Genomic DNA, 22,623 nt, shown 5'->3' on the forward strand with positions numbered 1-22,623 from the left:
CCCGGCGATCGGCATCCCCCGATGCCCGGCAGCGGCCGTGCTCCCGAGTAGCAGCGGCATGCGGCGTCCGCCGAGCTCCGGGACGGTGGCCGGGCCGGCACCGACCGCCGGGTGTTGCCAGCCGCCGGCGCGCGGTGGCCGCCCGCCCCTGCCCACGGCCCGCGGCCCGCGGTCGATCGCGGGCGCGGTCAGCGCCAGGCGGCGGTCAGCGCGCGGTGGCGGTCAGCGCGTCGTCGGTGCGGGGAGCGGGCCGGGCGTCGCCTCGGCGCGCAGGCGCTCCCGGGAGCCGCGCTCGGCCACCAGGGAGATCGCGACGAACAGCGTGAAGGCCACGGAGGCGTCGAAGAGCCCGCTCTCCAGCACGCTGCGCCCCAGGAGGAACGCCAGCAGGCCCAGGAGGAGGACGCGGTGCGGCCGCGCGGCCGCGAGCACCCCGCGGAGGATCCAGAGGACCCACACCGCGGCCAGGACGACGCCGAGCCACCCGGCCTGCACGAGCAACGAGACCCAGCTGCTGTCCAGCGGCTGCGTGTCCCAGTACTGCCCCTGCACCCGGATGATCTTGACGGAGAGGCCGCCGCCGAAGGCGGTCTGCCACGCGGAGTCCGCCCACGTCAGCGCCGCCCGCCAGGCGATGAACCGGGAGTCCAGGGTGCTGGACCCGTCGCCGCCCCGCGAGAGGAACTCGCCCACGGCCCCGGTCACGGCGACGGCGACGGCGGTGCCCGCGACGAACACCAGGCTGCCGATCACGAGGCCGGGGCGCGGGCGCCGCAGGTGCACCAGCACGAGGAGCACCCCGAGCCCCAGCATCAGCAGCGCCGTCCGGGAGCCGCTCGCCCAGATGATCGCCAGGAGACCCGCGGCGGCCAGGCCGTGCGCCGGCCCCGCGTCGTCGAGCACCATCCGCCACGCGACGTAGAGCACGCCCACGCCGGCCAGCAGCGCCAGCTCGTTGGGGTCGATGGCCGGGATCCCGCCCGACAGCCGCCCGTCCGCGGACGACGGCAGCCCGGTGACGGCGGCGAGCACGGCCACCACGACGCACGCCCGGATCAGGGCCGTGAGCACGACGATCGCCGGCGCCGCCCGGAGCAGGAGGAAGACGGTGCCCCCCACCAGGGCGGCGCGCACCGCCACGACTCCCCCGGCGACCAGGTGGCCCGCGGTGAGCGCGCCGAAGACCGAGCAGGTCAGCACCAGGCCCAGGAACCACAGGGAGCCCGTGCCGAGCCGGTGGCGGACCCCGCTGTGGGCGAGGACGAACGCCAGTCCCAGCGCCAGCACCCCGACCACGGCCTTGGCCACGACCACCGGGTCCAGCGAGCCGTCGAAGTACTCGCCCCGGCGCCAGCTCACGCTACCGAGCACGAGCAGGAGCGCCGCCAGGAACACCGCCGCAGCCGACGGCCCCTCACCCCGGGGCCGGGGGGCGGGCCTGCGGTCGGCCGTGACCGTGGTCGGCGTGCTCACGAGCCGGCACCGTAGGGCGCGAGCGGGACCGGACGGCGGCGCGACGCGCGCTCGGGTGCGGCCGGCTCGTCGCCGGGGTTGCGGTCGGCGGCGAGCACCGCGGGCACCAGGAGCGTCTGGCGGACCGCGATCGCCGTCACCACCGGGCCGAGGGACAGGGCCAGCGGGCTCCAGACCACGCCCCCGTCGAGGACGAGGACCAGCAGCGCGACCGCCGCCAGCGACCCGATCTCGACCATCCGCAGCGCGAGCACCCGCCGCTGCCGGCCGTGGACCGACGCCAGGCTCGCGTACGGGAGGAGGGCGGCGCCGGCCACGGCGTAGACGCTCCAGCCGACGACCGCCGCGGTCGGGACGGCGTAGCCACCACCGGTCAGCAGGGGCGCCAGCCACGGCATCGTCAGGACGGCCAGCACGCCGATCGCCGCCACCACGACCGCCACGCCCCCGGCGGCGCGGTCCGCGGCGCGCAGGCCCGCCCGCGGGCCCCTCGGCCGGATCGCGACGAAGTGCGGGAGCAGGAAGGAACCCAGGCCGGCGACGAGCACCATCGTCGGGGCGGTGTAGACCCGCGCGGCCTCCAGCGGCCCGTAGGCGGCCGCCCCGGCCGCCGCGACCACCAGCAGGCGCAGGACGGTGAGGATCGCGGGCCGGATCGTCTGGGCGGTCGCGCGCCAGACGCCGAAGGAGACCACCGCGGCGAGGTCCGCGTCGCGCCACGGTCCCCGCGGGCGTTCGGCCGCCGGCAGCAGCGCCCACGCCACGACCGCCGCGCCGCTCTGACCGACGAGGAGGGCGACGACGAAGGACCCGAGCGTCAGCCCGCCCCAGGACGCCGCGACCACGAGCGTGCCGAGCGCGAGCATCAGGCTCGTGAGGTCCACGGCGGGGAGGGACCAGAACCGGCCGGCGGCCATGAGCAGCCGGCGGAGGAGGTCCTCGGCCATGAAGGCGACGACGGCCGGGCCCGCGAGGAGGCCGACCCACAGCGGCACCGCCCCGGTGGCGAGGGCGAGCAGGACGCCCGCCGCGCCGGCGGCCCCGGCGATCAGCGCCGCGTGGACGTGCAGGCCGGCGCGGATGCGCGGCTCGTGCCGGTCCAGGACCGTCAGCGAGTCCCCGACGAAGCCGCTGGAGACCGCGGTGGCCAGCACCAGGACGCCGTAGGCGAGGGAGAACGCGGCCAGCCCCGCCGCGCCCAGCTCCCGGGCGGCGGCGACCTGGAGGACCAGGCCGGCCAGCGCCTGCGTGCCCTGCCCGAGGAGGGCACCGGTCGCCTGGGACCGCAGCGGCCGCCGGCGACTGGACACGGGTCGATCCTCCCCCGCCGGCTCTGCGAGCAAGCCGTTTCCCGGGCGTGCGTCACCCCCCCGAGGGGGGCGCCGGACGGCTACGCGCTCGGGAGGAACGCCGCGACCAGCGCCGGGGCGATCCGCACCGCGTACTCGCGGGTCAGGTGCAGCCCGTCGGCGAAGACGGGCGTGCTGCCGACGACCGCCGGGCAGTCGCCGTCGACGCAGAACCAGGCCTCGGGGTCGACGTGCGTGGCGCCGGTGGCGCGGGCCACCTCCGCCTCGATCCGGACCTGCTGGGCGAACCGCCGGGGCGGCGCCTGGACGCAGTCCGAGGGCCCGCTCACCGTGGTGGCGCAGGTCTGCAGGTTGGCCCCCGACGGCGGCGCCGTCAGCACCACCACGCGGGCCCCCGTCGCCTGGATCCGCTCCACGATCTCGGTGAGTCCGTCCGCCCACGCCGTCGCCTTGTCGGCGTCCGGATCGGCCAGGTCCGTGTCGTAGGTGTGGCTGAGGACCACCAGGTCGGGAGTGGTCTGCTCGATGCGCTCGAGGGCCCACTCCCGGTGCTCGGCGCACTCGGTGAACGGCCGCCCCTGGTACAGGGTCATCGCCGTCACGTTCGGGCACTGCCCCATGGTCAGCGTCTCGATGGCCCAGTCCTGGGGCTCCATCGCCGCGCGCAGGCCGGGCAGCCAGGCGCCCGCCACCGAGTCGCCCAGAAGCACGGCGCGGTTGGTCGCCCCCGGGTCGCCGAACGTGCACTCGTCGACGTTCCAGCTGCCCACGTCGAAGCACCCGCCCCGCCACTGCTCCTCCAGGTAGCCGGGGAGCTCGTCGAGGGAGGGCTGCAGGTCCTCGGGCCAGGACAGGAGTGCGGTCGAGGTCAGGATGTCCCGCGTCAGCGGGTCCGCCGCCTCGCCGTCGGCCCCCGCGGCCAGCGCGACCGCGTTGGCCTGGGTCACCGCCGCGTCGTCCAGCCGGCCGGGCGGGAAGGCGACCGTCAGGGCGGCCGCGCCGATGACGACCGCCATCGCGGCCACCCCGGCCACGCGCCCGCCCCGGCGGCGGACCGAGGCGGCCCGCTGGGCGGGCACCGGCGGCCGGCGCCCCGGCAGCAACCAGCCGGAGTTCAGGACGGGCTGCTCGATCGCGTGGAAGGAGACGGTCGCCACGGCGACCGAGAGCGCGATGACCACCACGTGCGAGGTCACCGAGCCGGCCGCGAGGAAGACCCCGGTGAACACGACCACCGGCCAGTGCCACAGGTACAGCGAGTAGGAGATCCGGCCGAGGAAGCGGGCCGGGGCGCTGCCCAGCGCCCACCGGACGCCGGGACCGCCCGGGGCGTCGCCGAACGCGACGACCAGCGCGGTCGACAGGACCGGCAGCGCGGCGACGTACCCGGGGAACGCGTCGGCGGCGCTGATGACCAGGGCCGACAGGGCGATCCCGGCCAGGCCCGCCCAGGCCAGCGCCACCCGCAGGCGGTGCGGCAGCCGGACCAGCCGGTGCAGGGAGACGGCGACGAGCGCGCCGATCCCGAGCTCCCAGGCCCGGGTGAAGGTCGAGAAGTAGGCGGTGGCCGGCGAGGTCGCGCTGGCGTACACCGACCAGGCGAACGAGGCGACGACGACCGCGAGCATGACGCCGGCGAGCACCCGCCGGCCACGGCCGGCCCCGCCCCGCCGGGCGTACGGCAGCGCCGCGACGAGCAGGATCAGCAGCGGCCAGACGACGTAGAACTGCTCCTCGACCGCGAGGGACCAGAAGTGCTGCACCGGCGACGTCGCGGCCGTCTGCTGGAAGTAGTCCGTGCCCAGCTGCGCGAAGTGGACGTTCGCCCCGAAGAACAGCGCCCACGTCGCGTCGGTCAGCGTCTCCTGGAAGCGCCCACCGAGGAACAGCAGCCAGGCCACCAGGGTCGTCGCGGCCAACGTCGCCACCGAGGCCGGCAGCAGCCGGCGGGCCCGGCGGACGTAGAACGTGCGGAAGGAGATCCGCCCGGTGCGCTCGCGCTCGCGGACCAGCAGCCCTGTGATGAGGAAGCCGGAGATCACGAAGAAGACGTCGACCCCGACGAACCCGCCGGACGGCCAGCCGAGGACGTGGTCGGCCAGCACGAGGGCGATGGCGACCGCGCGCAGCCCCTCGACGTCGCCCCGGAAACGATGGGCCGGCCGGGGGGCCAGCGGCGGCTGCGGGAGCTCCCGGCCGGCGGGGCGCTCGGTCACCAGGGTCATCGGTCGCCTCCGACGGCACCCGGGAGGACCGCGGCACCCTCGGCCGGCGCGTCCGCGCGGGCCCGGTCGGCGGCGCGGGCGGCCAGGCCCAGCCGCGCGCGGTGGCGCACCAGGCGCGCGAGGACGTGCGCGCGGGTGTCGCGGGGACCGACGTAGGACCGCGGCAGCGTGAACCGGTCGCCGGGCAGGTAGTCCCCGGTCACGCAGGCGTTGTCGTAGCCCGCGGCGCGCACCGCGTCGGCCGCGGCGGCGTCGAAGGAGCCGTAGGGGTAGCAGAAGCTGGCGACCTCGGCCTGGAGCACGTCCTCCAGCACCTCTCGGCTGCCGCCGACCTCCGCGGCGAGGACCGCCGCCCCGGCACCGGCGAGGCGCGCGTGGGTCATCGTGTGGCTGCCGACCTCCTGGCCCGCGGCGGCGACCGCCCGGAGGCCGTCGGCGTCCAGGAGGTCGAAGCGCGGACCGGTGTCCCAGTCGTTGGCGCCGCCGAGGCGCCCGGCGACCGCGTAGACGGTGCCGGTCATGCCGTGCCGGCGGAGCACCGGCACCGCGTGCTCCAGGAAGTCGGCGTAGCCGTCGTCGAAGGTGAGCCCGACCAGGCCGCGGGCGGCGCCGCGGTCGGCCGCGCGCACGAGCTCGCTCAGCGACACCCCGCGCAGGCCCAGGGACCGCAGCAGCCGCAGGTGCCGGCCCAGGCGGTCCGGGTGGACCCGGAGCAGGTGCGGGTCGGGCTCGGCGGACGGGCTGATCGAGTGGTACATCAGCACCGGCGGCAGCGGCAGCCGCGCCGCGGCGTCGGGTCCCGCGGTCACCGGAGGACGCCCTCCCCGGTCGCCTGCAGCTCCGTGGACATGCCCTCGATCGCCGCCAGCGCCCGCCGGAGCACGGTGCTCGAGGTGTGCATCGTGTACGGGAAGTAGCGGACCTCGACGCCCACGGCGGCGAAGTCCCGCTCGAGCTTCAGACCCTTCGGGGTCCCGCGCCAGTCGTCGCCCTTGAAGATCACGTCGAAGCGGACGTCGCGCCAGGTGTCGATCTTGTCGGGGACGACCTCGACGTGCACGTCGTCCACGCACCGCAGGTTGCGGACGATCTCCACCCGCTCGGCGAGCGGGATGACCGGGGCGCGCCCCTTGGTCAGCAGCAGCATCTCGTCGGAGACCACGCCCGCCACCAGGCGGTCGCAGTCCGCCGCGGCGTGCTTGAGGATGTTCAGGTGCCCGATGTGGAAGAGGTCGTAGGCCCCGGGCGCATATCCGATCACTGGCACGTCAGTTCCCCCCATGGACGTCGAGTGCGGGCCGAGTCCACCACCGGTGACCACGCACCGTCACCGTTCCGGCGGTCCTGCTCACCCGAAGGGGGCGCTGAGCAGGACCGATACGCGTGACGGGCACCACCGAGGGTGACGGAGCCGAGGTCTGGTGCCGGCCCTCGAGGCCGGCTCCGGGGTCGCCCGGGAGCGGTCCGGGAGCCCCGACCGCGGCGAGCAGGTCGGCGGCGTAGCGGCTCGGCGCGTGCCGCCGGCGGGCCTCGGCGGCGTCGTCGAGGGCGGCGGCGCGCAGCCGGGTCCAGTCCTCCGCCACCCGGACGACGGCGTCGGCCCAGTCGTCGGGACGGCCGGGGTCGACGGCCTGGACGGCGGCGTACCCGGCCACGGCCTCGCGCAGCCCGCTGTGGGCGCTGACCACGAGCGGCCGGGCGGCGAGCACGGCCTCGACCGCGGTGTTGCCGAAGGACTCGTCCCCGACCGCGGGCACCAGGGCGATGTCGGCGGCGGCCAGGTGCGGCCACACGTCGGACCGGAACCCGAGGAACTCGACGCGCTCCTCCAGGCCGGCCGCGGCGACGGTCGCCCGCAGCTCGCGCTCGAACCACTCGTAGCCCGGGAAGACCGAGCCCAGCAGGTCCAGCCGGGCGTCCACGCCGCGGGCCAGCAGGGCCTCCAGCGTCGCGATGGCGACCTGCGGACCCTTCCGCGGCGACAGGCGGCCGACGAACAGCAGTCGCAGCGGCCCGTCCAGCTCGGGCCGCGCGGGGACCACGGAGGCCGGCCCGCGGACCGCGTTGTGCACGACCGTGCTGCGCCGGCGCAGGCGCGGGGCGACCTCGGCGAGCGTCTCCAGGGTGAAGGCGCTGTTGGCGACCACCCGGTGGGCCAGCGCCGGGCACAGCGCCATGCCCCGGCGCAGCAGGCGGCTCTGGGACCGCTCCGCCTCGTGCACGTGGCAGATCGCCCGTCGTCCGGCGAGCCGGGCCAGCAGCGGCCAGGAGGGCAGCGTCAGCGTGCTCACGTAGACCCCGGCGACGCCGTCGCGACGCAGCAACCGGACGGCGGGCCACGCCCCCCGGAGCGCGTCGGCGAGCAGCCGCAGGGCACCCGCGGGGCGCATCGCGGCGTGCCGGAGCACCGGCATCGGGCACGTCCGGACCCGGACCCCGAGCGACTCGAGCTCGGCCACCAGGGGTCCGGGCCCGGGCAGCACGACCGTCACCGTGTAGCGCTCGGCGAGGGCGGCCGCCGACTCCGCCAGCATCCGGTCGGCGCCGTAGAGCTCCGAGCCCGGGTGCACCACGAGCAGCGGCGGGCGGGCGCCGGTGGGATCGGCGCTCATCGGGGCAGCCGGTCCATCTCGCGGAACCACTTGACCGACGCCAGCAGCAGGAAGCCCGCCGCCGCCAGGAAGAGGACGACGTAGAGCGGCACGAACAGCCAGGTCCACCCGAAGAGGACGAACGCGCAGGCCAGGAGCCCGTAGTCGGTGGGCAGGGTCATCAGGGAGCGCCCGATGCCGACCGGGCCGGCGGTGGGCGCCGCGCGGGTGGCGACGCCGTGCTGGGCGCGCAGCGCCTCGTTGAGCATCGTCGCGAAGTAGGTGACGGCGTCGACGACGGCGTAGCCGAGGGGCACCAGGAGCACGACCGCGTCGACGTCGGCGAAGCGGTACAGCCCGATCGCCACACCCACGTGCAGGCCGGACGCCTTGGCGGCGTCGACCATGTGGTCCAGCCACTCCCCCGCGGGCGAGCCGCCGCCCCGCAACCGGGCCAGCTGGCCGTCGGCGGCATCGAGGGCGTAGCCGAGCACGAGGCAGGCGGCGACGGCCAGCCCCATCGGCACCGACGGCGACGTGGTCGCCACGAGCGCGATGCCGGCGGCGGTGCACGTCGCGCTCAGCGCCGTGACGGCGTTGGGGGTCAGCCCGGCGTGAAAGGCCAGGGCCGCGAACAGCCGGCCCAGCCGGCGGTTGACGAAGCGGGAGTACGCCGGGGCCCCGGCGGCGCCCTTCTGGGCGGACGACAGACGGTGCAGCGTCGCCCTCAGGCCGCCCGCGGGCGACTCCTCCGGGCGCGGGGGCGCCATCACGGTGCTCGAGCGGTCCACTGGTCCTCCGTGACGTGCCACAGGTCGATCGGCCGGGCGCGAGCCCGGCCGGTCGCCGGGCGCACCGGCGCGCGAGGACAGCATCAGCGGCGGAGGAGGGCGGCGGGGAGGTCTGCGGGGACGGCCTCACCCACAGTGGGCAGGCGCCGGGTGGTGGACGGCCGGATGCCGGGCCGGCCCGAGGGGGCCGGCCCGACATCGGGCTCACTGCGGGGTGGTCACCGGACGGCGGTGACGGTGATCCCCTCGAAGCGCACCGCGACCGGACCGGTCGCGCTGCCCGACAGGTAGGCCGCGATCCCGACCGACCCCGGGGCCTGGAGCTCGGCCGCACCGTCGGCGCGGACCAGCGTGGCCGTCGTCGGCTCGGCCGTGCCGGCCTGCCAGACGGTCAGCGCCAGGTCCGTCGTGCCGCTCCCGGAGACCCGGAACCGGAGCTCCAGCTGGGTGCCGGGGGTGTAGGTGACGCCGGCCAGGGTGGTCACCGGGCCGAGCACGGACTCCACACCGGCGACCTCGCGGACGATCGCGGCGCTGACGCCGCCACCGGGCAGCACCCGGACCCGGGCGTAGTACAGCGCGGTCCCGACCCGGCGCCCGGTCACGTGGGCGTAGACACCGGTACCGGTGGCCGGCACCGCGGAGAACGACACCGTCGTCCGGACGTCCGCACTCGCGGCGGCGACGCCGCTCAGGTGGGCGCCGGTGTTGTTGCCCGGGTTGACGGTCAGGACCGCTCCCCCGTCGGCGACCGCCTGGCGCGCGGCACCGGCCATCGAGGCCCAGGCCCCACCGAGGTCGGCGGTGCCCAGCCCGCCCGCCGAGGCGCGGTCGAAGGCGTCGGCGGCGATCTGCACGGCCGGCTCCTCGACCGGCGGGGCCGGCGGGGCGGTCACGGTGATCCGGCGGGTGGAGGTCGCCGTGGCGCCCTCGTCGTCGGTCACCGTCAGGGTGACGGTGTAGGTGCCCGCGGCGGCGTAGGTGTGCGACGCCGCCGTGCCGTCGGCCTGCTCGCCGTCGCCGAACGTCCAGGCCGCGCGGACCACGCGCCCGTCGGAGTCGGCCGACCCGGTGGCGTCGACGGCCACCGCGAGGTTCTCGGCCTGGGCCGTGAAGGCGGCGGTCGGCGCGAGGTTGACGTGCGCGGCGGCACCGACCAGGCCCACCCGGAAGGCGGTGACCCGCACGGCCGTCGCGGCCGTGGCGCTGCTGGGACGGTAGGCCGCCAGGCCCACCGAACCGGCCGCCTGCAGGGAGGCGCTGGTGTCGGTCCGCGTCAGCTGCGGCGCGGCCGGCTCCGCCGTCCCGGCCGCCCACGCCGAGGCGGTGATCGTGGTCGTCCCGACGCCCGAGACCTGCACCCGCGTGTCGAGCGACATGCCCGGCGTCCAGGTCAGCCCGGGGACCGTGACCTCCCCGCCGGGGAAGCTCTGCACCCCGCCGACGATCCGCAGCAGCGAGAGGTAGACCTTGCCGTCGGCGGCGACGCGCACCTGCACCCGGTACTCCGCGCCGTCACCGACCCGGCGTCCCGTCACGTAGACGGTCGTGCCGCTGCCGGTCGGGACCGACGTGAGGGTGAAGGAGGTCCGGACGTCGGCGCTGGTGGTGCTGACGCCGCCGAGGTAGGAGCCGGTGTTGTTGCCGGTGCCGGGCAGGGCCAGCTCCGCGACGCCGCCGGTCACCGACTGGCGCGCGGCCCCGGCGACGACGGTCCAGGCGCCGCCCACGTCGGCCGCGCCCAGGCCACCGGTGACCGACCGGCCGAAGGTGTCCTTGGCGAGCGGGGCGGTGGAGATCGGGGCGGTCACCGTGACCTGCTGGGTGGTGGTGCCGGTGGCGCCGTCGCTGTCGGTGACCGTCAGCGTGACGGTGTACGTGCCGGCCGCGGCGTAGGTGTGCGCCGCGGCGACGCCGGTGCCGGCCGGCGAGCCGTCACCCCAGTTCCAGCTGTGCCCGGTCACGGTGCCGTCGGCGTCGTCGCTGGCGGCGCCGTCGACGGCGATCCCCAGGTCCCGGCCGGTGGCGGTGAACGCGGCCCGGGGAGCGGCGTTGACGCGGACCGGCGCCACGGTGACCAGCGTCTTCGCGGTCGTGGTCGCGCCCCGGTCGTCGGTGACGGTCAGGCCGACGACGTAGGTGCCTGCGGCGGCGTAGGTGTGCGACGCCGTGGCGCCGGTCCCCTGCTGACCGTCGCCGAAGTCCCAGGCGTAGGCGGCCACGGAGCCGTCGCCGTCCACGGAGCCCCGGCCGTCGAGCGCGGCGGTGAGGCCGGTGCGCGTGACGGCGATCCGCGCCGTCGGGGCCTGGTTGGCCGTCGGGGCGGAGACGCCGCCGCCGGTGGCGTGCGCGGCGATCTGCTGCGCGGTGAGGGCGGTGCGGTACAGCGCGACCTCGTCGATGCGGCCGGTGAAGGTGCTGGCGCCGGCGATCGCACGATCGGCGCCGACCCGCAGGTAGCCGCTGTAGGACTGCCCGGTGGTGGCGTCGGTCCGCGATCCGACCAGGACGCCGTCGACGTAGAGCGAGATGCCCGCGGGGCTCATCGTCGCCGCGACGTGGTGCCACGCGCCGTCGTTGAACGAGGCGGTGCTGGTCACCGCCCGCGTCTGGGACGAGAGGCCGAACATGGTCGGCACCTTGACGGCGAAGGAGATGCGGCCGTTCGTCTCGAGGTAGACCTGCCGGTCGTACGACGTGCTGGTGCCCGTGGCCCGGTTGGCGAAGCCCATGATCCGGCCACCCGTGGTGGACGAGGTCTGGACCCACGCCTCCTGCGTGAAGGTGTTCGGCGCCGCCTGCGCGGTGCCGGTGGCCAGGGAGGCGGTCGAGCTGCCGTTGAAGGAGTAGGCGGTGTTGCCCGTCACCGCGCCGGCCTGGCCGCGGGTGACCCCGGCCCCGACCGTCATCGGCGCGGTGCCGATCGCGTCGGCGGCGGCACCCGTGGTCTCACCGAGCCGCCAGTGGTTCGACGCGCCGTCGGCCCGGACCGACTCGGCGTACGGGCGGGTCTGCCCGACCGGGGGGGCCACGGCGACCTCGACGGCGACCCAGGGGGTGGCGACGGTGTTGCCGAACGGGTCGGTCGCGGTGACGCGGTAGCGCAGGCTGCCGCTGACGCCGGCGTCCCCGGCCGACATGGCGGGCCGGTTCCACCAGGTGGAGGCCTGCACGGTCTCGGCGACGGGCAGGGGCTGACCCTCGCGCTGCACGCGGTAGACGAGGTTGGCGTTGTCCTGGTCCGACGTGGCCGTCCAGCCGACGGTGACCCGTCCGGGCGCCGGCGAGGTGGCGGTGGCGGTGAAGCCGTCGGTCGACGGGCCGACCGCGTTCGGGGCGGTGCCGGGCAGGGCGTAGCGGACGAGGCCCTGCTGGCCGATGCCGTTCACCCGCGGGAACTCGCCGCCGTAGACGACGTACCGGTCGTTGCCGGTGACCGACCAGCCGGCCTGGCCCTGGCCGGTGACGGTGCCCGGCGTCATGGTCGGGAACCAGGGCAGCAGCGAGCCGGCGGGCTGGCCGCGGAAGTTGCTGTTGGTGATGGTCGAGCTGCCGACGGTGCCGGTGGGCGCCAGGGTGAAGGCGACGCCGAACTTGTGCACCCGCGGGTTCTGCTCGACGAAGGCGCCGATGTTGCGGCAGTCGTGGCTGTGACTGGCGACGTACACGACGCCACCGGTGGCGTAGTTGGAGTACGAGTCACCGCGGCAGTCGTTGATCTCGACGATCGCGCCGCCGTCGGCCTGGACGACGAACGAGCCCTCGAGGTTGCCGGGGCCGTAGTAGTCGTAGGCGGTACCGATGACCAGGTTCCCGGACGTGCTCAGGCTGTAGACGGCGGAGTTGACGCCCTGGTTGGTCAGCCGCTGGTTGATCGCGAAGGGCATCGTCGCGCCCGACACCGGGTCGAGGGAGGTGACGCCGGTGGCCTTGACGCCGTTCATGGAGTCGAAGCGGCCGCCGGCGACGACCTGGCCCGTGCCGGAGACGGTGAGGGCGAGGACGGCGTCGCTGGTGTTGCGGTTGCCGTCGGAGTTGCCGGTGGCGGAGCCGACGCCGGGCACCGGGGCCCAGGGCAGCAGGCTGCCGTCGGCGGCGCTGACGGCCGCGAGCCGGCTGCGGCTGACGCTGCCGACCGCGGTGATGCTGCCGCCCATGTACACGGTGTCGTTCGTGACGGCGAGGGCGGCGACCTGGCTCTGCACGGCCGGCGCGAAGCCCGCGACGAGGGCACCGGTGGCGGTGTCGAAGGCGGCGACGCGGCGGCGGCTCTGCCCGTCGACGGTCGTGAAGTCGCCGGCGACGTAGACCCGGGAGCCGTCGGGCGAGGCCGCGACCGCGAGCACCTGGCCGTCGAGGGCGTGGGCGAAGGAGGTGATCAGCTCGCCGGTGCGGATGTCGTAGGCGAGCAGGTTGGCGCGCGGCGTCTCGTTGGTGCCGGCAGGCGCACCGGCCGGGCGGGCGCTGGTGAACTTGCCTCCGACGTACACGGTGTTGCCGACGACGGCCTGCGCCCAGGCGACACCGTTGATCTGCACGGTGGGCAGGGCGTCGGCGGTGACCGTGGTCGGCGTGCTCGCCGACGGGACCAGCGGCGCGGAGTCGGCCTGTGCCGTACCGGGGAGCAGCGCCAGGCTGCCGGCGGTCAGCAGGAGGCCGACGGTGCCCGCGACGACGCGGGCCGGTGCGCGCCGAGGCGCGCTCGAAGACGTGGACATGCGGTTTCCCCCGTGTACCAGGACCCGAGACCGGCGGCCTCCCCCTGGATGCCGTCGTCGAGTACCGAGAGTGACGATGACACCCTGTGCCACCGTTGACGATCACCTGACCAGGTGAGACCCAGGCGGTGACCTGCGGTTTTCTCCCTCACCGGGGTGAGGCCCATCACGCACGGTGATCGCTCGGCAACTCCCTGGTCGGCGGGCCGGCTCCGTGCGGAGCCGGCCCGGCCACCGGGGTCACGGCAGCTCGGTGACCAGCAGGTCGTCGAAGCGCACCGTCGTCGCGGCGGGAGCGCTGCCCGGCCGGTACGCGCCGATCCCGACCGCCCCGGGCCGCTGCAGCGCGGCGGTGGTGTCGGTCCGCGTCAGCTGCGGCGTCGTCGGCTCGGCCTGCCCGGCGACCCACACCGACGCGGTGACCACCGTCGTCCCGGTGCCCGAGACCTGCACCCGCGTCTCGAGCGACGTGCCCGGCGTCCAGGTCAGCCCGGCGACACGGGTCTCCCCGCCGGGGAAGGCCTGCACTCCGCCGCTCAGGCGCGAGAGCAGCAGGTACACCGCGCCGTCCGGCGCCACGCGCAGCCGGACCGTGTAGTCCTCGCCGGCGGCCACCCGCCGGCCGGTGACGTAGGCGTACGTCCCGGTCCCGGTCGGGGTCGAGGACAGCGAGACCGTGGCGCGGACGTCGGCGCGAGCCGTGCTCGTCCCCCCGAGGTAGGCGACCGCCTCGTTGCCCGCCGCGGGCAGCGCCAGCACGGCCGCACCCCCGACGACCGACTGCCGGCTCGCGCCCACCGTCGCGGTCCACGGGCCACCGAGGTCCGCCGCCCCCAGGCCGCCGGTCGTCGAGCGCTCGAACCGGTCGCCGGCCAGCGGCGGGGTGGTCCCCGGCGCGGCCACGGCGACCGCGCGGGTCACCGAGCCGGCGGCACCGTCGTCGTCGACCACCGTCAGCGTCACCTGGTAGGTGCCGGGCGCGGCGTACGCGTGCGTGGCGGTCGCGCCCGTGCCGGGCGCCGAGCCGTCGCCCCAGTTCCAGCTGTGGGCGGCCACCGTGCCGTCGCCGTCGGCGGAGCCGCGCCCGTCCACCGCCAGGGAGAGCCCCGTCGGCGTCGCGGTGAAGGCCGCGGTCGGCGGCCGGTTCGCCGGGGCGACGACCGTCACCTGCCGCTCGGTGCCGGCGGTCGCGCCGGCGGCGTCGGTGACCGTGAGCCGGACGGTGAACGTGCCGGCCCGGGCGTAGGCGTGCGTCACCGTCGCGCCGGTGCCCGTGGTGCCGTCGCCGAAGTCCCAGCCGTGGCTCCCGATCGTGCCGTCGGGGTCCGTGGAGGCCCGCCCGTCGAAGGCGGCGGTCAGCCCGTCCGCGGACGACGTGAACGACGCCTGCGGAGCGACGTTGCCACCGGCCCCCGTGCTGCCGAGCGCGTGGTGGCGGGCCACCTGCTCGGCGGTCAGCACGACCGGGTACACCGCGACCTCGTCGATGCGCCCGTTGTAGTAGGCGGCGCCCGACCACGGCCGGTCCGCGCCGATGTGCCAGTAGCCGCTGATGTCGAACGCCCCGAACGTGTCGGCGCGCGAGGCGACCAGGCGACCGTCGACGTAGAGCTTCATGCCGTCGGGGCCGACCGTGCCCGCGACGTGGTGCCAGGTGCCGTTGTTGTAGGCCGCCGGGCTGACCAGGCTGCGGGGGGCGTCCGGGTAGACGGCGAAGTTGACGCGTCCCGCCGTGTCCAGCCAGATCTGCCGGTCGTTGTTCCGGCTGAGACCCGAGCGCACGTCACCGAAGTCGACGATCACCCCGCCGGCCGTCGTCCGCGTCTCGAACCAGGCCTCGACCGTGAACGTGTCCAGGCCGCGCACGGGCGCCTGCTGGCTCACCAGCCCCGTCCTGCCGTCGAACCAGGTGGAGGTGTCGGCGTCGCCGCGCAGCGCCCCCTCCCAGCCGGTGCGGACGCCGCTGGAGATGGCCGCGTCCCCGGCACCGGCCTGGCTGAACGCGGTGCCGCCGGAGGCCTCACCCAGGGACCAGTGCTCGATGGCGCCGTCCGCGTGCACCGTGGCCGCGTAGGGACGCGACGTCCCGGTGCCGGTGACCGCGACGGTGGCCGAGGAGAGGTCGACGGAGTTGCCGAAGGGGTCCGCGGCCACGACCCGGTAGCTGTGCGTGCCGGCCGGAACGTTCCGGTCGGTCCAGCCCAGCGTCGGCCGCAGCCACCAGGACGACGGCCGGGTGAACGTCGCCGCCGGCGTCGCGCTGCCATCGCGGTAGACGGAGTAGCTCAGGGTGCCGTTGTCGAGGTCGCTGGCCGCGGGGAAGGCGACGCGCACCGTGCCCGCGGCGATCGCGGTCGCCGTCGTCCCGCCCGACGCCGTCGGGCCGACCCGGTTGGGCGCGAGCGACGGGACGGCGAAGCGGACCAGGCCCTGCTGCGACTGGCCGTTCACGCGCGGGAACTCACCGCCGTAGGCGACGTACGAGCCGTTGCCCGTCACGCTCCAGGCGGCCTGGTACTGGCCGGTGACCTGCCCCTGGGCCAGGGACGGGTACCAGTTCAGCTGCGCCGGGGCGCGCTGCCCGGTGAAGTTGAGGTTGCTCTGCGCCACGACGCCGTTGCTGCTCGCCGGCGCGGCGCTCAGCGCCGAGGCCCGCTGCTCGACCCGCGGCTCCTGCTCCGGGAACCCGCCGATGTTGACGCAGCTGTGCGTGTGGGAGGCGATGTAGACCACGCCGCCCGACGGGAAGCTCGAGTAGCTGTCCCCGCGGCAGTCGGCGATCCACCGCACCCGGCCGTTGCCCGCCTCCACCGCGAAGGAGCCCTCGAGGTTCCCGGGGCCGTAGTAGTCGTAGCCGGTTCCGTAGACGGTGGTGCCGTCGGTGGACAGGCTCCACACCGCCGAGTTGACGCCCTGGTTCGTGATCAGCCGGTTGATCTCGAAGGTGCGGGTGCCGCCGGTCGTCGGGTCGAGGGCGGCCACGCCGGTGGCCTTGGCGCCGTTCATCGTGTCGAACCGGCCGGCGGCGACGACCTGGCTGCCGCCCCCGGTCACGACGAGGGCCAGGACGTCGTTGCTTGTGGCGGTGGTGCCCGGAGCGGTCGGGTTGGTCGGGTTGCGGTTGCCGCTGGTCGGGCCGGTCCCGGGCACGGGCGCCCAGGGCAGCAGGCCGCCGTCCGACGCGCGGACCGCGGCCAGCCGGGTGCGGCTGGTCCCGCCGACCGCGCTGAGGCCGCCGCCGAGGTAGACCGTGCCGTCGGTGGCCGCGATCGCGGCGACCTGGCCGTTGACGCCGGGCCGGAAGGACTCCACGAGAGCGCCGGTGCGGATGTCGTAGGCGGCGATCCGGCTGCGCGGCTGCCCGTCGGCGACCGTGAAGTCGCCGCCGACGTAGAGGCGGGTGCCGTCCGGTGAGGCCGCGACGGCGAGCGCCTGGGCGTTGAGGCTCGGCGCGAAGGACGTGACCAGCGCACCGGTCCGGATGTCGTAGGCGAGGAGGTTGTTCCGGACCGTCTCGTTCGTGCCCGCCGGCGAGCCCGCGGGCCGGACCCGGGTGAAGGAGCCGGCGACGTAGACGGTGTCGCCGACGACGACCTGCGACCAGGCCACACCGTTGAGCTGCACCGTGGGCAGACCGTCGGCCGAGACGGTGACCGGGTCGGTCGGGGTGGCGGGGCTCGGAGCGGAGTCGGCCCGCGCGGTGCCGGGTGGCGTCAGCGCCCAACTCCCGACGGCGACCGCCAGTGTCGCCAGCGCCGCCACGGCGCGCCTGCGCACACCTGTCCCCACGATCCCCATGCGAGCCCCCGCTCAAGTTCCAGTACCGACGCGTCCCGATGAGACCGTCGATGGATACTAAGCGTGACGAGAGGCGGCCCGGCAGGGTGAAACCACCACTCGATACGGTCACGACCTGGGCTTTTTCACTCGACATGATGAGACGTGATGACGCTGGGTGATCGGTTCGGATCCCCGCGGGCACGGCGCCGGACGCGCGACGACCCCGCTCCCGCGGGTGCGGGAACGGGGTCGTCGACGAGCGGATCGGTGGCGCGGGTCAGCCCACCGGACCGGTGAACAGCAGCAGCGGGGCGCCGGCCTGGTAGCCGACCTCGACGGTGACGAGATCCCGGACGTCGGCCGGCACGGTGAAGACGTACACGCCCTCGCCGGACGCTCCGGGCTCCACCATGCCGGCGAACGAGGACCGCGAGGGGTCGTCCAGCGGCGAAGCGGGGGTCCGGTCCGGCCCGTAGGACAGGTTGACCGCGACGCCGTCGAGCGAGACGGCCTCGTCGGTGCCGTTCGCGATGCGCACCGTGATGCGCAGCGCGGGACCGGCGATGTTCCCCGGGCCGACCGCGGTGCCCTCGATCGCCTCGATCGAGGCGATCGTGGCGACGATGCCGTTGCCCACGGCCGCGGGGGCGTCGAGCGGCACCTCCGGCAGCGACGGCGGGAGCTCGTCGGCGTCCTCGGTCGGACCGGAGGGTGTCGGGGTCGGCGGCAGGGGCGCGATGGTCTCCTCCGGCGCAGCCGACGTGGGCACTGCGGAGGGATCCGCCGCGCTCGCAGCGCCGTCCCCGTCGTCGTCGCCCCGCGTGCTCAGCAGCCACACCAGGACCACGACGGCGACCAGCACCGCCGTCCCGGCCGCGACGAGCAGCCGCCGGCGCCGCGGTGCCGCGGTCCGCGTCTCGCCGGGCGCGACGTCGCTGTCCACCGTCATCGTTCCTCCCCCCTCGCGCCCCTCCGGGAGCGCTCCGTCCCGACCGCTGCCCGCGCGGCTCACTGCTGGGCCGCCGGCAGGTGCCTGGTCTCCGGCGACGGGGACGGCGAGGGCAGGTGCAGCACGTTGTCCGGGCGCGGTGCCACGACCCGGATCGGCTCGACGGGCCGGCCGAGCGGCAGGTCGGCGTCGGTCGGCATCCGCCGTCCGCTGGGCCGCCGGCGCGGAAAGCGCCGGGCGACCAGCATCTCGGCCAGTTCCTCGTAGCCGGCGGCGACGGCGTCCCAGTCGTAGCGCAGGGCCAGCTCGCGGGAGCGGCGGCCGGCCCGGGCGGTCCCGACGGGGTCGGCCTCGACGCCGGCGATCTCCCGGGCGACGTCGTCCGGGGTGGAGAAGTACCGGCCGGCGTCCGCGACGACCTCGCGGTTGAAGGAGCAGTCGAACGCGGTCACCGCGGCTCCGGCGCCGATGGCGCGCAGCAGCGAGGGGTTGGTCCCGCCCACCGAGTGGCCGTGCAGGTAGGTGGCGCTGTGGGCGTAGAGCTGGTCCAGCAGCTCCTGGTCCCAGACCCCGCCGAGGAAGCGCACCCGGTCGTCGGCCAGCGCGTGCACCCGGCGGGTGTACTCGTCGGCGTAGGGAGCCGAGCCGACCACGACCAGCGGCTTGGTGGCGGCGCTGCGCACGTACCCCTCGACGATCAGGTCGACGTGGTTCTCCGGCTCGAACCGGGCCACCACGAGGTGGAAGCCGCGCGGCTGCAGCCCCAGCTCGGCGAGCCGGTCGGACCCGGGCCGGATGATCGGCGCGCCGTAGGTGAGCAGCGTCGCCGGCGCGGCGAAGGCGTCCTCGTAGTAGTCGGCGATGCCCTGGGCGTCGGCGATGAGGGCGTCGGACCAGCGGACCGCCAGGGCCTCGGCCACCCGGTAGTAGCGCCGGCCCGCCCCGCCCCACTTGGCGCGCTTCCACTCCAGGCCGTCCACGTGGGTGGCGACCGGGATCCGGGCCGCGCGCAGCACCGGCAGCAGCGGCGAGTTCGCCGCGTTGAACACGAAGGCCGCATCGGTGCGGTGGGTGACGAGGTGCCGGACCGACAGCGCGGTGTGGCTGAGCGTCTCCAGCGACCGCTTGCGCGCGGCCGGCAGGTGGACCAGCTCCATGCCGAGGTGCTCGGCCGGAGGCAGCTCCGTGGCCCCGGGCGTCGTGCGGCAGTAGACGACGACGCGGTGGCCGTCGTCGACCAGGCGCCGGCCGATCTCCTCCACGGCGGTCTCGAAGCCGCCATAGCGCGCGGGCACGCCTCGCGTGCCCACCATGGCGATGCTCATGCGGTTCATCGGAGTCCGTTCGTCGGCGATCACTGCCCTGGTGGTCGGCAGGTCGCTTCTGATGCTGAAGACGCAGGTCGGGGCGGGCGTCCCCCGACGGGGTGAGGAGGAATTCCACCGAGCCCGCGCGGGGGCCCGGAAGCCGTCCGTCAGTAGGCCCCGGAGCGGCTCAGGACGGCGCGGAACGTCTTGACCAGGATCAGCAGGTCCATGGCCATCGACCAGTTCTCCACGTACCGCAGGTCCAGGCGCACGGCCTCCTCCCACGGCAGGTCGCTGCGCCCGGAGATCTGCCACAGCCCGGTCAGGCCGGGCTTGACGAGCAGCCGACGGCGGATCTGCGTGTCGTAGCGCGCGACCTCGCCGGGCAGCGGCGGCCGGGGCCCGACCAGCGACATGGACCCGCCGAGCACGTTGAGCAGCTGGGGCAGCTCGTCCAGCGACAGCCGGCGCAGCCACTTCCCGACCGGCGTGACCCGCGGGTCGACGCGCATCTTGAACAGCAGGCCGTCGGAGATGTTGTCCGCGGTCAGCGCCTCGACCTGCCGGTCGGCGTCGACGACCATGCTGCGGAACTTCAGCATCGTGAACGTGCGGCCGTTGACCCCCACCCGCTCCTGGCGGTAGAGCACCGGGCCGGGGCTGCCCAGCCGGACGGCGAGGGCGATGGCGATCAGCGCGGGCGCGAGCAGCAGCAGCGCGACGCCGGCGACGGTCCGGTCCAGGCCGCCCTTGAGCACCCGGCGCCAGCCCTCGAACCGCGGCTGCTCGACGGAGAGCAGCGGCAGCCCCTCGAAGGGACGGATGTGCAGGCGCGGGCCGGCGACCTCGATCAGGCCCGGGGCGACCAGCAGCTCGATGCCGGTGCCCTCCAGCTGCCAGGACAGCTGGCGCAGGTACTGGGCGGCCGTCTCGCTGGCCGAGGTCACCGCGATCGTGTCGGCGCCGAGCCGGGCGGCCATCGCCACGACGTCCTCCAGTCCGCCGACGGGCACGCCGAGCGCGGCGGCGACGCGGTCCTGGTCGCCGGGGGTCACGCAGGTGGCGACGACGTCCATCCCGGCGAAGCGCTCCCGGCGGACCCGGTCGACGAGCTCGAGCACCGCACCGCCCCGGCCGACCACGATGACGCGGCTGGTGCAGGACCCGCCCGCGCGCAGCCGGCGCAGCCAGCAGCGGGCCGCGAACCGGACGGCGAGGGTGGCCACCGTCAGTGCCGGGACGGCGACGACGACCAGGCCCCGGGACAGGTCGAGCACGGCGGCGTAGGACACCAGGGCCAGGCCGCCGAGGAGCAGCAGCCCGGCGCGTCCGACACCGCGGTACTCGTCGCTGCCGGTGCCGAATGCCCGCTCCGCGTAGGCGCCCGTGGCCGCCAGCAGGAGGGGCCAGGCCAGCACGAGGGCGGCGGCCGCCCACAGCAGCGGCTGCTCCACCGCGAGGGAGGCGCGGTGCGCCCAGAGGACGCTGCCACCGGCGATCGCGGCGGCGAGGGCGTCCAGCGTCATCAGCGACCGGGCGTACCGGCGCACCCATCCCGGCGCGTTCCGGCGGAGAACGGGCCGGGGCGTGAACGACACCCCCGGCGCCCCGGCCTGCACGGACGTGGAGCCCAGTCGAACGCGGTCGTGATCGAGTAGCACGGTTTCCCCCCGGACACCGAAATGACACTGTGTGGCCGCCAGCACGTTCCGATCACGCCCCTGACGTGCAGGTTCGTGCAGACCTACGCTTCCGCGCCACCGAGGACACTCACAGTCGGTGATCGGAGGGTCAACACGCACCGTGACCGTTCACCCCTATGAGGGTCGAGACTGGTCACGTAGCCACTACGGAAAGTGACGTCACGGGCGTCAGGTGCGGGGATGCACGACGTTCTGCGCCGCCTCGAGACCGCGCGTCAGCAGCTCCTCGACGGCGTCGGCGGCCTCGGCCACGAGCAGGTCGAGTTCCTTGCGCTCGGTCGCCGAGAAGTCCTTGAGGACGAAGTCGGCCGGGTCCTGCCTGCCGGGCGGTCGCCCGATCCCCACGCGCACCCGGAGGTAGTCACGGGTGCCCGTGGACCGGCTGATCGAGCGCAGGCCGTTGTGCCCGCCCTCGCCGCCGCCCCGCTTGAGCCGCACCGCGGCGAACGGGATGTCCAGCTCGTCGTGGACGACGACGAGGTCGGCCACGGGCAGCTTGTGGTAGTCCAGCAGTCCGCGGACGGGGCTGCCCGACTCGTTCATGTAGGTCGTCGGGCGCGCGAGCACGACCCGCCGCCCGGCCAGCCGGCCCTCGCCGACCAGGGAACGCGCCCGCGCGCCCTTGCCCGGGGAGAGCTTGACGCCCGCCCGGGCGGCGATCTCGTCCAGCACCATCGCGCCGACGTTGTGCCGGTTGCCGGCGTAGCCGGGGCCGGGGTTGCCGAGGCCCACGACGAGGAACGGGCCCTCCGACGGCGGGGACGCCGCGGGGGCGCCGGCAGTGCCGGCGCCCCCGCGGGTCGTGCTCTCGGTCAGCGGATGCCTCAGCTGTTCTCGGCGGCGTCCGTCGACTCGGCGCTGCCCTCGTCCTGGCCCTCGGTCGTGGCGTCGGCGTCGGCGTCGGACTCGTCGCGCTCGATGCCGGCCTCGGCCTCGGCCTCGGCGAGCTCGGCCTCGAGGGCCTCGGCGGTCGGCGCACCGAGGAACCCGATGACCAGCGCCTCGGGGTCGGTGACCAGCGTCGACCCGGCGGGCAGCACGAGGTCGCCCGCGGTGATGTTCTGACCGGCGGTGCGGCCGGTGACGTCGACCTCGATCGTGTCGGGCAGGCGCGTCGCGTCGGCCTCGATGGAGACGGCGTTCATCTGGTGGTTCGGGATCGAGTCGATGCCCGGCTCGCCGACGATCACGATCGGCACCTCGACCGTGGTCTTCTCGCCGCGGCGGACGGTCAGCAGGTCGACGTGCTCGTGCACCCGGGTGAGCGGGTCGCGCTGCACGGCCTTGGTCAGCGCGAGGTGCTCGGTGCCGTCGAGGTCGATGGTGATCAGGGCGTTGCCGCCACCGTTGCGCAGCACCGCGGCGAACTCGCGGGCCGGCAGCGAGAGGTGGATGACGTCCTGGCCGTGCCCGTAGAGGACGGCGGGGATGCGACCGGCCCGGCGGGTGCGGCGGGCGCTGCCCTTGCCGAACTCGGTGCGGGCCTCGGCGACGAGGCGGTAGTCAGCCACGGTGGTGTGCTCCTAGCTAGGGGGTCTGCGGGCCGGCGCACGACCGCGGCACACCCCGGAGGGCACACGCACGTCGATAACGGAGAACGGAATCTCCCTCGCCGGGCGAGAGTGAGGATACCCGCTCTGCTGCGGGAGACGCACAGCGGTCCTCGGGAGCGGAGGCCCGGAGGGTCTCCCGAGCGAGGACGGGCGAAGGCGCTCCGCGAAGCGGGTCCGCCGGAGTGGGGGCCCGGAGGGTCCCCCGAGGGCGGACGGGTGGGGC

Annotated in this window: 14 protein-coding genes; all 14 read right to left on the reverse strand. The window is 75.5% G+C overall.

Going from position 1 to position 22,623, the window contains the following annotated elements; translation table 11 throughout:
* Nucleotides 1–222 precede the first annotated feature (222 nt).
* The 14 genes from BMY88_RS08860 to BMY88_RS08925 all read right to left on the reverse strand — a co-directional run bounded on the left by BMY88_RS08860 (nt 223) and on the right by BMY88_RS08925 (nt 22,358).
* Entirely contained in the window at nt 223–1,473 is a 1,251-nt protein-coding gene (locus tag BMY88_RS08860) for a hypothetical protein (protein WP_091942244.1), read from the reverse strand.
* Nucleotides 1,470–2,783, reverse strand: a complete 1,314-nt coding sequence (locus BMY88_RS08865) for an MATE family efflux transporter (RefSeq protein ID WP_211435562.1) — start codon at nt 2,781–2,783, stop codon at nt 1,470–1,472. The genes BMY88_RS08860 and BMY88_RS08865 overlap by 4 nt, the downstream gene beginning before the upstream one ends.
* Nucleotides 2,784–2,863: 80 nt before the next feature.
* Nucleotides 2,864–5,008 carry an acyltransferase family protein gene (locus tag BMY88_RS08870; RefSeq protein WP_091942246.1) on the reverse strand — a complete coding sequence of 715 codons (2,145 nt, stop codon included), beginning with the start codon at nt 5,006–5,008 and terminating at the stop codon, nt 2,864–2,866.
* Nucleotides 5,005–5,817, reverse strand: coding sequence for a polysaccharide deacetylase family protein (locus tag BMY88_RS08875; protein WP_211435563.1), 813 nt, complete (start codon nt 5,815–5,817; stop codon nt 5,005–5,007). The genes BMY88_RS08870 and BMY88_RS08875 overlap by 4 nt, the downstream gene beginning before the upstream one ends.
* Nucleotides 5,814–6,275, reverse strand: a complete 462-nt coding sequence (locus tag BMY88_RS08880; RefSeq protein WP_211435564.1) for an FAD synthase family protein — start codon at nt 6,273–6,275, stop codon at nt 5,814–5,816. Before BMY88_RS08880 ends, BMY88_RS08875 begins: the two co-directional genes overlap by 4 nt.
* 1 nt (nt 6,276) lies before the next feature.
* A complete protein-coding gene (locus tag BMY88_RS08885; RefSeq protein WP_091942250.1) occupies nt 6,277–7,620 on the reverse strand; it encodes a glycosyltransferase family 4 protein in 1,344 nt (447 codons plus the stop codon).
* Nucleotides 7,617–8,390, reverse strand: a complete 774-nt coding sequence (locus tag BMY88_RS08890) for a CDP-alcohol phosphatidyltransferase family protein (protein ID WP_244524545.1) — start codon at nt 8,388–8,390, stop codon at nt 7,617–7,619. The genes BMY88_RS08885 and BMY88_RS08890 overlap by 4 nt, the downstream gene beginning before the upstream one ends.
* 218 nt (nt 8,391–8,608) lie before the next feature.
* On the reverse strand, nt 8,609–13,108 hold the full coding sequence (locus BMY88_RS08895) for a PKD domain-containing protein (protein ID WP_091942252.1): 4,500 nt from the start codon (nt 13,106–13,108) through the stop codon (nt 8,609–8,611).
* Between the two features lie 240 nt (nt 13,109–13,348).
* Nucleotides 13,349–16,885 (reverse strand): PKD domain-containing protein, encoded by a 3,537-nt coding sequence (locus tag BMY88_RS08900; protein ID WP_244524546.1) that lies wholly within the window; start codon nt 16,883–16,885, stop codon nt 13,349–13,351.
* 280 nt (nt 16,886–17,165) lie between these two features.
* Nucleotides 17,166–17,837, reverse strand: a complete 672-nt coding sequence (locus BMY88_RS08905) for a hypothetical protein (RefSeq protein WP_091942256.1) — start codon at nt 17,835–17,837, stop codon at nt 17,166–17,168.
* A 59-nt stretch (nt 17,838–17,896) separates the two neighbouring features.
* Nucleotides 17,897–19,162 (reverse strand): DUF1972 domain-containing protein, encoded by a 1,266-nt coding sequence (locus tag BMY88_RS08910; protein WP_091942377.1) that lies wholly within the window; start codon nt 19,160–19,162, stop codon nt 17,897–17,899.
* 149 nt (nt 19,163–19,311) lie between these two features.
* Complete coding sequence (locus tag BMY88_RS08915) at nt 19,312–20,694, reverse strand: sugar transferase (RefSeq protein ID WP_244524547.1); 1,383 nt, start codon at nt 20,692–20,694, stop codon at nt 19,312–19,314.
* Between the two features lie 321 nt (nt 20,695–21,015).
* Nucleotides 21,016–21,579: an aminoacyl-tRNA hydrolase gene (gene pth, locus BMY88_RS08920; RefSeq protein ID WP_091942258.1), complete on the reverse strand. Its 564-nt coding sequence runs from the start codon at nt 21,577–21,579 to the stop codon at nt 21,016–21,018.
* Between the two features lie 92 nt (nt 21,580–21,671).
* Nucleotides 21,672–22,358: a 50S ribosomal protein L25/general stress protein Ctc gene (locus tag BMY88_RS08925; RefSeq protein ID WP_091942260.1), complete on the reverse strand. Its 687-nt coding sequence runs from the start codon at nt 22,356–22,358 to the stop codon at nt 21,672–21,674.
* Nucleotides 22,359–22,623: the final 265 nt, after the last annotated feature.

The organism is Trujillonella endophytica (genome assembly GCF_900110555.1).
Lineage (GTDB): Bacteria > Actinomycetota > Actinomycetes > Mycobacteriales > Geodermatophilaceae > Trujillonella > Trujillonella endophytica.

Bases quoted from the DNA above. Each gene is read 5' to 3' on its own strand.
- BMY88_RS08870 (WP_091942246.1), bottom strand. From the start codon at position 5,008: ATGACCCTGGTGACCGAGCGCCCCGCCGGCCGGGAGCTCCCGCAGCCG.
- BMY88_RS08885 (WP_091942250.1), bottom strand. From the start codon at position 7,620: ATGAGCGCCGATCCCACCGGCGCCCGCCCGCCGCTGCTCGTGGTGCAC.
- BMY88_RS08895 (WP_091942252.1), bottom strand. From the start codon at position 13,108: ATGTCCACGTCTTCGAGCGCGCCTCGGCGCGCACCGGCCCGCGTCGTC.
- BMY88_RS08910 (WP_091942377.1), bottom strand. From the start codon at position 19,162: ATGAGCATCGCCATGGTGGGCACGCGAGGCGTGCCCGCGCGCTATGGC.
- BMY88_RS08905 (WP_091942256.1), bottom strand. From the start codon at position 17,837: ATGACGGTGGACAGCGACGTCGCGCCCGGCGAGACGCGGACCGCGGCA.